Source organism: Acetobacter orleanensis, from assembly GCF_001581005.1.
In the GTDB taxonomy this organism is placed as follows: Bacteria; Pseudomonadota; Alphaproteobacteria; order Acetobacterales; family Acetobacteraceae; genus Acetobacter; species Acetobacter orleanensis.
This window is the reverse complement of sequence record NZ_LHZV01000055.1, coordinates 1-12,734: the sequence shown is the minus strand read 5'-3', so window position 1 is coordinate 12,734 and position 12,734 is coordinate 1. Positions and strand designations below refer to the sequence as shown.

Annotated in this window: 11 protein-coding genes; 4 read left to right on the top strand and 7 right to left on the bottom strand. The window is 56.3% G+C overall.

Going from position 1 to position 12,734, the window contains the following annotated elements:
• Position 1: 1 nt before the first annotated feature.
• The gene (zigA, locus tag AD949_RS04815) at positions 2 to 1,231 is read left to right on the top strand and encodes a zinc metallochaperone GTPase ZigA (protein WP_048835874.1); all 1,230 of its coding nucleotides are present in this window, start codon (positions 2 to 4) and stop codon (positions 1,229 to 1,231) included.
• Complete coding sequence (locus AD949_RS04810) at positions 1,224 to 1,571, top strand: DUF6525 family protein (protein WP_048835875.1); 348 nt, start codon at positions 1,224 to 1,226, stop codon at positions 1,569 to 1,571. Before zigA ends, AD949_RS04810 begins: the two co-directional genes overlap by 8 nt.
• On the opposite strand, the gene AD949_RS04805 is transcribed toward AD949_RS04810, so the two are convergent.
• The 3 genes from AD949_RS04805 to AD949_RS04795 all read right to left on the bottom strand — a co-directional run bounded on the left by AD949_RS04805 (position 1,556) and on the right by AD949_RS04795 (position 4,756).
• Complete coding sequence (locus AD949_RS04805; protein ID WP_048835876.1) at positions 1,556 to 2,695, bottom strand: acetoin dehydrogenase dihydrolipoyllysine-residue acetyltransferase subunit; 1,140 nt, start codon at positions 2,693 to 2,695, stop codon at positions 1,556 to 1,558. The genes AD949_RS04810 and AD949_RS04805 overlap by 16 nt on opposite strands.
• Before the next feature lie 3 nt (positions 2,696 to 2,698).
• A complete protein-coding gene (locus AD949_RS04800; protein ID WP_048835877.1) occupies positions 2,699 to 3,727 on the bottom strand; it encodes an alpha-ketoacid dehydrogenase subunit beta in 1,029 nt (342 codons plus the stop codon).
• A 63-nt stretch (positions 3,728 to 3,790) separates the two neighbouring features.
• Positions 3,791 to 4,756 carry a thiamine pyrophosphate-dependent dehydrogenase E1 component subunit alpha gene (locus AD949_RS04795; RefSeq protein ID WP_048835878.1) on the bottom strand — a complete coding sequence of 322 codons (966 nt, stop codon included), beginning with the start codon at positions 4,754 to 4,756 and terminating at the stop codon, positions 3,791 to 3,793.
• Between the two features lie 375 nt (positions 4,757 to 5,131).
• Between AD949_RS04795 and AD949_RS04790 the strand changes: the two genes are divergently transcribed.
• Complete coding sequence (locus AD949_RS04790) at positions 5,132 to 6,361, top strand: putative DNA modification/repair radical SAM protein (RefSeq protein WP_048835920.1); 1,230 nt, start codon at positions 5,132 to 5,134, stop codon at positions 6,359 to 6,361.
• Positions 6,362 to 6,378: 17 nt separating this feature from the next.
• The gene (locus tag AD949_RS04785) at positions 6,379 to 7,365 is read left to right on the top strand and encodes a TIGR03915 family putative DNA repair protein (RefSeq protein ID WP_082786034.1); all 987 of its coding nucleotides are present in this window, start codon (positions 6,379 to 6,381) and stop codon (positions 7,363 to 7,365) included.
• Positions 7,366 to 7,553: 188 nt separating this feature from the next.
• Here the strand turns inward: AD949_RS04785 and AD949_RS04780 are convergent, their stop codons facing one another.
• The 4 genes from AD949_RS04780 to AD949_RS04770 form a co-directional block, all read right to left on the bottom strand.
• Positions 7,554 to 8,951 carry an L-serine ammonia-lyase gene (locus AD949_RS04780; RefSeq protein ID WP_048835879.1) on the bottom strand — a complete coding sequence of 466 codons (1,398 nt, stop codon included), beginning with the start codon at positions 8,949 to 8,951 and terminating at the stop codon, positions 7,554 to 7,556.
• A 384-nt stretch (positions 8,952 to 9,335) separates the two neighbouring features.
• Positions 9,336 to 9,479, bottom strand: a complete 144-nt coding sequence (locus AD949_RS14050; RefSeq protein WP_156475918.1) for a hypothetical protein — start codon at positions 9,477 to 9,479, stop codon at positions 9,336 to 9,338.
• 8 nt (positions 9,480 to 9,487) lie between these two features.
• Entirely contained in the window at positions 9,488 to 10,945 is a 1,458-nt protein-coding gene (proP, locus tag AD949_RS04775; RefSeq protein ID WP_048835880.1) for a glycine betaine/L-proline transporter ProP, read from the bottom strand.
• A 136-nt stretch (positions 10,946 to 11,081) separates the two neighbouring features.
• On the bottom strand, positions 11,082 to 12,734 hold a 1,653-nt coding region (locus AD949_RS04770), incomplete at its 5' end, for a TonB-dependent receptor (protein ID WP_061504638.1).

The window sequence follows — 12,734 nt, the reverse complement described above, 5'->3', positions numbered from 1 at the left end:
CATGCCCAACCGGCTGCCAGTTACTGTTCTGTCCGGCTTTCTGGGGGCCGGGAAAACCACCGTCCTTAATCATATTCTCAACAATCGCGAAGGTCGGAGAGTGGCCGTGATTGTTAATGACATGAGTGACGTGAATATTGATGCCGATCTGGTGCGTGGCGGCTCGGACCTCTCCCGCACAGATGAAAAACTGGTAGAAATGAGCAATGGTTGCATCTGCTGCACCCTGCGTGATGACCTGCTGAAAGAGGTGCGCCGTCTGGCGGATGAAGGTCGGTTTGATTATCTGCTGATCGAATCAACCGGCATTGCCGAACCACTGCCCGTCGCTGCGACGTTTTCCTTCCGGGATGAAGACGGTGAAAGCCTGATGGACATCGCGCGGCTGGATACGATGATCACGGTGGTGGATGCCGTCAATCTGCTTAGGGATTACGCCTCGACCGATTTCCTGAAAGATCGTGGAGAAACCGCGGGGGATCAGGATGATCGGGCTCTGGTGGACCTTCTGGTGGAACAGATTGAGTTTGCGGACGTCGTCATTCTCAACAAAATTTCAACAGCCACGCCAGAACAGCGTGACGCCGCCCGCCAGATTATCCGCGCCCTGAACCCTGATGCCGATCTGGTGGAAACCGACCAAGGCAAAGTGCCTCTGGACCATGTATTGAATACCCATCGGTTTGACCACGCCAAAGCCGAGCAGCATCCTCTCTGGTATAAAGAACTCTACGGAGCCGCCGAGCATGCGCCGGAGACGGAAGAATACGGCATTCGTAGCTTTGTCTATCGCGCGCGCCGCCCGTTTATTCCTGAAAAGTTCAAGGCGTTTATTGATCAAAACTGGCCGGGCGTTATCCGTGCCAAAGGGCATTTCTGGTTGGCCACCCGCCCGGAATGGGTGGGGGAACTCGGGCAAGCGGGCGCTCTGGTCCGCACACAGGCCATGGGGCTGTGGTGGTGCGCTATTCCCACACAGCACTGGCCTGATGATGAAGAGTGGAAAGCTATGCTACTCAGCAAATGGGACCCGGTTTATGGGGACCGCAGGCAGGAAATAGTGTTTATCGGCACAGCAGATATGGAAGAATCTGCCTTGCATGCGGCTCTGGAATCATGTCTGGCCCCGCCGGATACCCAACGTTTCCAGCCGGAACGCTACGCGACCCTCAGTGACCCGTTCCCTATATGGCGGCACCGCCAGCCGGAGGAACTGGACGCCGATGCCTGACATCCAGACCTCCAACGAACGCACCCTGCGCCACGAGATGTGGCGACGCTATAATGGGGATGACTGGCAGGCGTTTGACCAGCTTCCCCCGCTGGTAAGGCAACGTGTGGCGACCCATGCGTATGATGCATGGTCCGTCAACGTGCTGATCCTTTGGAAGCACTACAAACGCACCTACGGCAACACACTACGCGGCCAACGCGCACTCATCCGCTATCTGGATTATTGCGAACGACTGGAACGGGACGCCTTTGCTGAGCACTACACACACCAGTACGGCACCATGCTTCCGCATGATGCCGCCTGTGTCAGTGTTTTAAGAAATCAGGCCGTGACGTGAGATTTCTCTAGGAACGCCTCAACCAGCCTGTTCAGTTCAGCCGTTTTTTCAAGTTGTGGCATGTGGCCTATCTTCGGCATGATATGCTTGGTCACGGAATCCGGGACATTTTTGGCCCCGGTTACTGGCAGGATTTCATCCTCTTCCCCCCAGAACAGTGTGACTGGAACGCGGGCAGCATCCAAAACCGGCCGCATGTCAAAGGACTGCTGGCCGTTACCAAAGCAACTCGCCTCAATGGTTCGCAAGGCATCCCGCGCGCCGTCCAGACGCCGGACCTTCAGCACGTTGTCCGCCATTTTGCGACCCACGAGGGATTTGTCATGCACCAGTGCTTCCAAGGCTTTTTGCATATCCCGCGTGCGGTCTGCTTCCACCATGTCTTTCAGAGCCGGTGCGTTGACTTCACGCCCCAGCCCGGCGGGCGCGACTAGTGTGAGCGAGGCCACAACCCCCGGATTGTCACGCAGCAAGGCAAGCGCAATACCACCACCCAGTGAATGGCCCATGACATGTGCACTGGAAATATTCAGCGCCTTCAGCAATTCAGACACGGCATCGGCCAACGCCGTGACGGACCCATCACCCACGTCTTTGGAAGATGCCCCATGCCCCGGCAGGTCAAATGTAATCACGCGATGCGAGCGGGCCAGAACATCCTGATTGAGCATCCAGTTGCTCAAGTCACCCCCAAAACCGTGGATCAGCAGCAGCGGCGCACTGCCCCCCTTCCCAACGTCACGCACATTCAGGTTGTGGTCACCCGCTTTTATCAGGCGGGGTTCCGTATTGGCGGCCTCTGCTTCCTCACCGCCCTCTTCTGCTGTGTCTGCTTTGAAGCTGGCAATAAAAGCCTCAATATCCGCGTCTGAAACATCCGCATCTGCCACTACGCCAAGCAGCGCGCCAACCGGCAAAGTTTCACCAGCCTGCGCAACCTGCTTGCGCAAAATACCAGAGGCCGGACTTTCATATCCGCTGGTAATTTTGCTGGTTTCAATATCTGCGACTTCATCCCCTTCCTTAACCGTATCACCGGGAGAGAAGGCCCAGGAGGCCAGTTTGCCCTCGGTCATCGCCAGACCGAATTTGGGCATTGTCAGGGCTGTCAGTGCATGTGTCATTGTTCAGGCAACCTCAGGCGTTTTCTGCATCATGATGGATTTGACCGCAGCTTCGATTTTTTCTGCGCTGGGCATATAGAGTTTTTCCAGCGGCGTGGAAAATGGCACCGGCGTATGCGGCGGTACAACCCGGCGGATGGGGGCTTTCAGCGCGCCAAAGGCCTGCTCGGCCACAAGGGCGGAAATGTCGCACGCCATGTTACAGCGCGGGCTGGATTCATCCACGATAACAAGACGACCCGTGTCTTCCACACATTCCAGAATAGTCTGCTCATCCAGCGGGGATGTTGTGCGCGGGTCCAGCACGGTGCAGGAAATGCCCTGTTTGGCCAGACGATCCGCAGCCTCATTCGCCATACCCACCATGCGGCCAATCGCAACAATAGTTACATCATTGCCTTCACGCGTCAGGTTCGCTTCACCAAACGGGATGGTATAGGCCTCATCCGGTACTTCTTCCTCATCATCATACATGACTTTGTTTTCAAGGAAAATCACCGGGTCATCATCACGGATAGCTTCAATCAGCAGGCCCTTGGCTTCGTAAGGAGAAGACGGCACAACCACCTTCAGCCCCGGAATATGCGTAAAGAGCGGATAAAGCGCCTGACTGTGCTGCGCCGCCGCGTTAAACCCGGCCCCATACATGGCACGGATAACAAGCGGTGTGCGCGCCTTACCGCCAAACATGTAGCGGAATTTGGCGGCCTGATTCATGATCTGGTCGAGACAGCAGCCGACAAAATCAACAAACATCAGTTCCGCCACCGGGCGCAGGCCTGTCGCCGCAGCACCGGCTGCCGCGCCGATATAGGAAGCTTCCGAAATGGGCGTGTCCAGAACACGGCTTTCCCCAAACTCCGTCTGCAGGCCTTTGGTGACACCCAGAACGCCACCCCATGCGTCCTTTACGCCGGAAGAGCCACCCTGCCCCCCAGCCACGTCTTCCCCCATCAGCACCACGGTCGGGTCCCGCCGCATTTCCTGACGCAGGGCTTCATTAATTGCCTGACGAAAGCTTTTTTTGCTCATTAGTCTTTTCCCATCCGGGCTTATCGCACACACAGCGCCGTGTGTGGCATCATATAAAATCTGTCAGATTTTGACGTACACATCCGCCATAAGATCAGCCTCTTCCGGCCACGGAGCCTGCTTGGCGGCCTGAACAGCGCTTTCGACCTCATCCGCAACGGAAGCATCAATCTCATCAAGCGCATTCAGGTCCAGCAATTTTTCCTGTTCTACGCGCGTGCGGAAACTCTCAAGGCAGTCATGGTTTTTCTTGGCATCGGCCACTTCATTCGCGGCACGATAGCTCATGGCATCGCCTTCAAAATGTCCATACCAGCGCTGCAAATGCACATGCAGCATAACTGGGCCTTTGCCGGATCTAGCATGGTCAATAGCATCCCGCGCAGTGTCATGCACCGCGAAGAAGTCCGAACCATCACACTCCATATAAGGCATGCCAAATCCGGCTGCGCGATCTTTCTGGTTGCCCGCACAGGCATAGGATGCCCCGGTGGCCTCACCATATCCGTTGTCTTCCACCACAAACACGGCGGGAAGCTGCCAGACAGATGCCAGATTGAGGCTTTCCAGTGTTGTGCCTTCATTGGACGCGCCATCACCAAAAAAAGCGACAGCAACGCCATTATCTTTCAGAACCTTATGGGAAAGCGCAGCGCCGCAGATCAGCGGCGGCCCACCACCGACAATTCCGTTAGCACCCAACATGCCTTTGGACAGATCAGCAATATGCATGGAGCCGCCCTTGCCGCGGCATACCCCGGATTTGCGGCCATAAATTTCCGCCATCATGCCGCCCACATCCACGCCCTTGGCAATGCAGTGACCATGGCCTCGATGCGTGCTGGCAATAGTATCCTGGTCTGTCAGGTTTGCGCACACGCCAACGGCGGAGGCTTCCTCCCCGCAATACAGATGGACAAATCCCGGTATCTCGCCGGTTGCAAATTCACGATGCAGGCGCTCTTCAAACACCCGGATGGTGCGCATCGCACGGTAGGACTGAAGCAGGGTCTCGGTAGAAATCTGCATAGAACAGATCCTTCATTCTTCTTAGTTAAGGCTCCGCGAGGAAAGCCTGCACCCAACGCCCTCTTGCGCGCGAGCGTTCCGGCGTGACCCCGTAAAATCATACACCGCACGGATATGTGAATTTCCGTTTCTCTCTGAAACATTCCTGACCGCCTCCTCCTTCCGGCAGCCCCGCAGCCACGTTCCCTGTTTGTCCAAGATGCGCCATTGCTGCTCATTTTGTCTGGAGTCCCGCAAAATCCAGCCTTACCCGCTCAGATCATTTGCAAATTTTCTTCTTTATTTTCAGGAAGAGACAAGAAATTTTGTCGTCTAATATGGAAGCCATGAAGAGAAATCTTGCATCGGCTGGCTCAAGAACATATCATGAACACCATGAAGCAAAGCTTGTCCGACCGTCTGGCCCTACTCTCGGATGCCGCGAAATATGATGCCTCCTGCTCCTCCAGCGGGGCTGGCAAACGGGATTCTGCGGCCACCAAGGGACTAGGCTCCGTCAGCAACGGTATTTGCCATGCTTTTACGCCGGATGGACGCTGCATCTCCCTGCTGAAAATCCTGCTGACCAATTTCTGCATTTATGACTGCGCCTACTGCATCAACCGTTCCTCTTCCAATGTTGCCCGCGCACGGTTTACGCCGGAGGAGGTCATCTGGCTGACGCTGGAATTTTATCGCCGGAACTATATCGAAGGGCTGTTCCTCTCCTCCGGCATCATCCGCTCATCAGATGACACCATGAGTCAGATGGTGCGCGTGGCACGAGAACTGCGGCAGACGCACAAGTTCCGTGGCTATATTCACCTTAAAACCATCCCCAACGCTTCCCCCGCCTTGCTGGCGGAAGCCGGGCTCTATGCAGACAGGCTCTCCATCAATGTGGAAATGCCGACCGAGCGGGGGCTGGCCGACTACGCGCCCCAAAAACACGCCTCTGAAATCCGCCACTCCATGGGGGAAATGCGCACGCATATTGATGCGGCGAAGGACCGCACCCTCGCTGGCCGAAAAGCGCCACGCTTTGCTCCCGGTGGCCAGAGCACCCAGATGATTGTGGGGGCGGATCAGGCAAGTGACCGCGATATCCTCTCCAGCAGTTCCTCCCTCTACACGGGTTATAAACTGCGGCGCGTTTATTACTCCGCCTTCAGTCCCATTCCAGATGCCTCGGCTATCCTGCCCATCAGACCGCCACCACTCCTGCGGGAACACCGGCTCTATCAGGCTGACTGGCTGTTCCGCTTTTACGGTTTCCAGTTTTCCGAAATTACCGCCAGCAGACCGGATGGTATGCTGGACCTCGAACTTGACCCCAAACTGGCATGGGCGCTGGCGAACCGCGCGGTCTTCCCCATAGACCTCAACCGGGCCCCCAAGGAAATGCTGCTGCGCGTGCCCGGCCTTGGCGTTCGTTCCGTGCAGGCCATTATTGCCGCGCGCCGCCACCGGCAGTTACGATTGGAAGACCTCGCAAAGCTGAAAGTCTCCCTCCGCAAGGTGAAGCCCTTTCTTTACGCCACCGGTTGGTCCCCCGGCAGGTTGGCGGACCAGCAGAACATCCGGCAGCTTTTTGTACCACACCCCCAGCAACTCGCCCTGTTCTGAAAGCGTGTTTCCTGACCATGGCTTACGGTTTTATTCTGGACGACCACTCCTCTTTTTCCACATGGCGGCCGCTCGCCCGCCAGTGTTTTCTGGCGAACCGCACCCCGGAAGAAATTGAATGGCGCTGTGCCTCGGCAGAAACCACACTGTTTGATGCGCCGCTGGTTGCCCCCACCCCAAAAACTGGAGCAAAGCCGCCCGTTTTGCGGAGCAACTGCCTTGCTCTCCTCCGGTCCATTCTGCGCCATGCGGACCAGACACGCTTCGCCCTCGCCTACCGCATTCTCTGGCGTGCGCAGACGGAACCGGCTCTGGCGAGCATCGCCACAGACCCGGACATTGCCCGCGCACTGAACATGCACAAACAGGTGCGGCAGGATACACATAAAATGACGGCCTATGTGCGCTTCCGTGAACATGGTGCCACACAGGACGGTCGCCGTTCCTTTTATGCATGGTTTGAGCCCGACCATTACATTCTGCCAAATGTGGCCCCGTTTTTTTCAAAGCGGTTTGTGGACATGGACTGGGTGATTTTAACCCCCAAAGGCTCTCTGGCATGGAATGGTGAGACCTGCGCCTTCAGCCCCACACCCTGCGCAAAACCTAAGCTGTCGGATGATATAGACCAACTCTGGCAGACTTATTATGTCTCGACCTTCAACCCGGCGCGTATCAAAACCAAAGCCATGCTGTCTGAAATGCCGCGTAAATACTGGAAGAACCTGCCGGAAACACAGCTTATTCCACACATGCTGGCCAACGCTCCAGCCCGTGTCGCCGCCATGGCTGCACAGCAGCCTCGCCCGGCCCCAGCCTTCCACCATAAATTGCAGCAACGCCGGGCCTCAGTAGACCACCGCGCACCGCCCTCGCACCAGCACCAGCACCAGCACCAGCACCAGCACCAGCACCAGCACCAGCACCAGCACTTGACCCCCCATCCGCATGCAGATCAAGAGCAGGCTTACGCTCAGGATAGGCACCCGGAAAGCGAGTTCTAAAAGACAAAAATGTCCGTTTATCAGGGTGCCTAAAACGCCACATGAGGCGTACCGAGTGAAACTTGCAGTTTAGTACCTTCGCAGAGAATATCTTAAGACTGTTTCCGCTCACAACCGGATGTCTTTTTAGTGTTTCCGTTCAGCATTCGTCATTCAGCATTAAGCACTCAGCACTCAGCACTCAGCACTCAGCACTCAGGGAAGTTCATGGCCAATCCGCCGAGTGAAGTCTCTTTATAACGGTGGTTCATATCCCGGCCTGTCTCGGCCATGGTCTGCACGACTTGATCCAACGAGACGCGATGGTCCCCATCCCCGCACAATGCGAGAGACGCCGCATTAATTGCCTTGATCGCGCCAAAGGCGTTCCGCTCGATACAGGGGATCTGCACCAATCCCGCCACCGGGTCACACGTCATGCCAAGATGATGTTCCATGGCGATTTCCGCAGCATTTTCCACCTGAGCCGGGGTCGCGCCTAACACTGCGGCAAGCCCCGCAGCCGCCATGGACGACGCAACGCCGACTTCCCCCTGACAGCCCACTTCCGCGCCGGAAATGGAGGCATTCAGCTTGAACAGACTGCCCATGGCAGAGGCTGTCAGCAGGAAATCCCGCATACCTTCCACCGTCGCCCCGGGGCAGTAATCCCGATAATAGCGAAGCACCGCAGGCACCACACCCGCCGCTCCGTTAGTCGGCGCTGTCACTACACGACCACCAGCCGCATTTTCTTCATTCACCGCAATGGCGAAGAGGCTGACCCAATCCATAATTTCATGCGGAAGGTTACTGTTGCGACGGTCCTTATCCTTCAGCCGCTCAAACAACGCATGCGCCCGCCGGTGTACCCGCAGCTTGCCGGGCAGGATACCGGGCTGCGCCACACCCCGCTCAATGCAGTGCATCATGACATCGACAATAAGGTCCAGATGCGTCACAACATCGGATAATGGGCGTAAGGCGGACTCATTTTCAAAAACCAGTTGAGCAATGCTCAGGCCGGTTTTCTGGGTCCGGGCCAGCAGGTCCGCGCCAGAGCGGAAATCATGCGGCACATTCGGCAGAGCGTAAGAACTGCTCTGCGCGGCCTCTTCCGATGTAATAAAGCCGCCGCCCACCGAGCAGAACCGAGCAAGCCGTAACACCGTACCGTTCTTGTCAAATGCTTCAAACTGAAGGGTATTGGGGTGTTTAGGCGGCTGGGTTTCTTTATCGAGAATAATGTCCGTCTCCGGCTGGAAACGGATTACGGGTCTGCCATCGCGTGCAGGCAGGCAACCTTCTGTGTGGACACGTTCCACCATGGCATCGGTCTGGTCTGGCTTCACGGTTTCCGGATGCTCACCACACAGCCCCAGAATAACCGCTTTATCGGTCGCATGACCGGTGGCGGTCCATGCCAGAGAGCCATAAAGCGTCACCCGGATATGCGCGACCGGACCGACCTCATCCACGCCATCAGCATCCGCACTTTCCGTCTCTCCGCAGGCCTCCATAAAACGCAGAGCGGCCCGCATTGGCCCCACCGTATGGGAGGAAGACGGCCCGATACCAACTTTAAAAATATCAAAAAGGCTAATCATACCGTGTGCTGCTCTTCTTCCTACGTGTGGCCCTGCCTGCGTGAGCCTGTGTAAGATTGTCTAGCATAGGTCTCCTACATGCGCCCGACCTTTACCGACGCATATGGAGGAATAGAAGAACTGGTGATTGATGGGACATGCTCCATCCTCCACTCAACGCATAGGAAATGGAAACGCAGACAAACACTCGGAACCAGAGAGTTTTTCGAGCCCTCCACCTTTTGTCTGATTGATTGCTTTTTTATGATGCCGTCTGGCAGGACACACGGACCCGCCTGATAACGCTAACGGTTGGCGCACTTAGTACGCTGGGCACAATACTTGCACTGTATGTCATCTGCCCCCGGGAGGAGATGGCAGATTTCCGGCATGCAAGGCGGTATTTCATGCCCCTTCCGCCGTTTTGCTCCCTGCTGCCCTCAGGCGGGAATCGTGCTTCTGGTCGTTTTTCTCGCGGTTAATGCTCTCACCCTCGGCCACGCCCTGCCGTGCAGTTCTGGTAAAACCGCGCGGCAGAGAGACAGCCAAGCCGTGCTTCAGGGCACTGGCGGCGGAGTGGGGTCTACCGTCAGGCGCTGTTTGCCGCTCATCAGCAGTTCGGCCTCGTCATCACTCGCCACTGCGGGCGGAGAGCCGCGCAGCGGCAGGCGGGCCGTCTCACGCACTGTCAGCATGGTGAGCAGGCCGATCAAGGCTGCGCCCATCAGATACCACGCTGGGATGTCCAGAATTTGCGTCTTTTCCATCAGCCACGCAGTAATCAGCGGCGTGGTGCCACCGAATAGGGAGACGGAGATGTTAAACGCCACGGACAGCGCCGTATAGCGCACCGGAGTGTAGAACAATGCGGGTAATGTGGACGGCATGGAACTGGTAAAGCTGACCAGTGCCAGCCCCAGCAGCATCAACCCGGTGAAAATCCCGATATCATTCCCGCTGCGGATCAGATGCAGGCTCGGAATGGCCAGAACCATCAACGCCACACAGGCGCTGATAATCATCGGGCGACGACCCAACCTGTCACTGAAGTATCCACCAAGTATATTCAGCGGCATCATCAACAACATCACAATAATGATCAGAAGCAGACCCTTACTCTCAGGGTAATGCAGCGTCACCGTCATGTAGCTGGGAATATAGGTCAGTAGCATGTAGTCGGTCACGTTAAAGACCAGCACCAGACCAATACATTTCAGCAACTGCCTCCAATGGACGGCAAACAGCGACCGCCAGCCCGGTTTTTCATGCTCACGCTTTTCAGCTTCCTCGGCATAAGCCTGAAAAGCAGGGGTCTCTTCCAGACGGGTCCGCATATACAGACCCATAAGCCCCAGCGGTCCGGCAATCAGGAAAGGGATACGCCAGCCCCAGCTCATCATCTGCGCGTCATCCAGCAGGAAACGCAGCGCCATGACCGCACCCGCACCGGCAATATAGCCCGCCAGCGTACCGAATTCGAGCCAACTTCCCATAAGGCCACGGTTTTTATCCGTGGAATATTCCGCAATGAAAGTCGCGGCCCCACCATATTCGCCGCCAGTGGAAAAACCCTGAACTAGACGAGCGAGCAGCAGCAGAATAGGAGCCCAGATCCCGATAACCGCGTAGGAGGGAATCAGACCAATACAGAATGTCCCCAGCGCCATCATGATCATGGTGGCAGCCAGAAGCTTCTGGCGGCCGTAACGGTCCCCCAACGGACCGAAGACCGCGCCGCCAATGGGCCGCATCAGAAAAGCAACGGTAAAGGTGGCGAAGGTGGCAATTAACTGGATGGTTGGATCGGACGCAGGGAAAAAGACTTTCCCGAGTGTCACGGCAATATAGCCGTACACACCAAAGTCGAACCATTCCATGGCATTGCCCAGCGCCGCTGCACCAACGGCACGCTTGAGCATTTCTCCATCGACAACCGTAATGTCATCGGTAGTCAGATGCTTCCGGCGCTTGAACCAGCCAAAATGGGTGGCGTTACGTGCATCCTGCTCTGTCATACGACGTGCCCTCCAGCACCGGTTTCACGGCCTCTTGCTGCGGGGGGCTTTAAGGTGAATCTATCGCTATCTTCTTGTGTCATGCTCCATTGAATACACTAAACAGCGTGTTTTGTCGAAAAATAGAAAAGATTTTTTAGTATGCGCAAGAAATACGCCCCCCGATAAAGCGTGGTTCTCCGGGAATATAAAAATAAGTTGTTGTTGCCTGACCACCACTTTCTGCAAATCGACGGTTCAGAATATTCCGGGCATACACTGTTGCTTCCCACCGCCCGGAAGCGGACCGGAACGAGACATGCGCCCCCAGCAGGAAATACGGCGGCAGACGATAAAATCCGGTGCCACCCGGCGTCATGGCCTGACTGCCGCGATACTGCCAGTCCGGTCCGAATTCCAGCGTATAGGCGCGTGCCAGAGGTTGCCGCCACTCAGCCGAACCATTCAGTGTCAGCTTGGGCTGACCGTTATCCACACCGCCAAAATTATCATTTATGGCTTTCCACACGCCATGTTGCGCGTAATACGCGTTGGTCTTCGCACGGTTGACTGTCGGGAAATCCTGAAAATTCCCACGCTGCCAGCCAAGATTTTGCGTCAGATGCAAATGGCTGAATGGATGTGCCTCAATGGTGCCCTCAAACCCCCAGCTTTCAGATTTTGGCGCATTGGTAATCTCGCTCAGAGGCCCGTAATTCGGTATCAGCACCGTTCCCAAAATCTGCTGATTATGAAAATCATTATAAAATGCAGCCCCGTTAATGCGTAGCCTGTCCGGAATCGGGTCGCTTTTAAATCCGGCTTCATAGGTCAGCACAGTTTCCGGTTTGAACGGATCAAGCTGCGCCTGAATCTGCGTATTGTTGGCGGTAAAGCCTCCGGGTTTAAACCCTTTGCTCATTTTATAATAAACCAGAGCATGCTGGAGCATCTGCCAAGACACACCCACCTGCCCGGCAAACTGGTCTGACGTCGTGCTCTCACCATGGAAATTATTCGTGGCACCCCCAAAAATCTGGGATCGCAAACCCGTTATGGAACGCTCATCCCGCTCATGCAGCAGACCGCCCCAAATCATCACGCCATGCGGCAGCCGATAGCTGACATGCCCGAATTCTGAGAGACTATCCTGATTCAGCCCAAAGGTGGTGGACATCATATAGCCGCGCGCGGGACGATAATCCGTATAGTCAAAGAAGAACCGCTGATCCATGCGGGTACGCTGGTAATGCGTCCCCACCACCCACTGCAACCTGTCCCGCGTGTTGGAGGAATGGAGCCGGACTTCCTGCGTAAAGGTATTGGCGTCAATCGTGCGATAGGTATCCGCCTGAGAGAGCGCCGTGCCGTCCTGATCGGTATATTCGCCCTGCCGTTCTGTCTCGAACGCGCTGATGGCACTGAGGGTCAACGGGCCGAAATCATGGTCGATATGTAGGTCCGCACCCCAGAACTGGTTATGCTCACTTGGCTTGAGGCCAACCTTACGGCCCACCAGTCTTGCGAACTGAGGGCGCATGGACCATTCCGCCTGCTGCCATGAGGCCATGTCCGGCAAGGGCTGCTTGCCGATCAGCCTGTGTACCGGCACGCCGGTCACAACATCACTGTTATCCTGCGTGAAATGGCCGCCCAGCAGAATAGTGGTGTGTGCGTCCGGCTTCCAGCGTAATTTACCGCGCAGGGCCCACAGATCCGCATCCCCCAAATGGTCCCCGTTCAGCGGGTTGGTCTGCCAGCCGCCGCCATGCTGCGTCTGGCCGGCCAGACGCAGCATGGCGGCGGCTGG

What these genes read in the sequence shown, in the direction of transcription:
- AD949_RS04810 (WP_048835875.1), top strand. Translation starts at nt 1,224, where the DNA reads ATGCCTGACATCCAGACCTCCAACGAACGCACCCTGCGCCACGAGATG.
- AD949_RS04785 (WP_082786034.1), top strand. Translation starts at nt 6,379, where the DNA reads ATGGCTTACGGTTTTATTCTGGACGACCACTCCTCTTTTTCCACATGG.
- AD949_RS04800 (WP_048835877.1), bottom strand. Translation starts at nt 3,727, where the DNA reads ATGAGCAAAAAAAGCTTTCGTCAGGCAATTAATGAAGCCCTGCGTCAG.
- zigA (WP_048835874.1), top strand. Translation starts at nt 2, where the DNA reads ATGCCCAACCGGCTGCCAGTTACTGTTCTGTCCGGCTTTCTGGGGGCC.
- AD949_RS04790 (WP_048835920.1), top strand. Translation starts at nt 5,132, where the DNA reads ATGAAGCAAAGCTTGTCCGACCGTCTGGCCCTACTCTCGGATGCCGCG.
- AD949_RS04795 (WP_048835878.1), bottom strand. Translation starts at nt 4,756, where the DNA reads ATGCAGATTTCTACCGAGACCCTGCTTCAGTCCTACCGTGCGATGCGC.
- proP (WP_048835880.1), bottom strand. Translation starts at nt 10,945, where the DNA reads ATGACAGAGCAGGATGCACGTAACGCCACCCATTTTGGCTGGTTCAAG.
- AD949_RS04805 (WP_048835876.1), bottom strand. Translation starts at nt 2,695, where the DNA reads ATGACACATGCACTGACAGCCCTGACAATGCCCAAATTCGGTCTGGCG.
- AD949_RS04780 (WP_048835879.1), bottom strand. Translation starts at nt 8,951, where the DNA reads ATGATTAGCCTTTTTGATATTTTTAAAGTTGGTATCGGGCCGTCTTCC.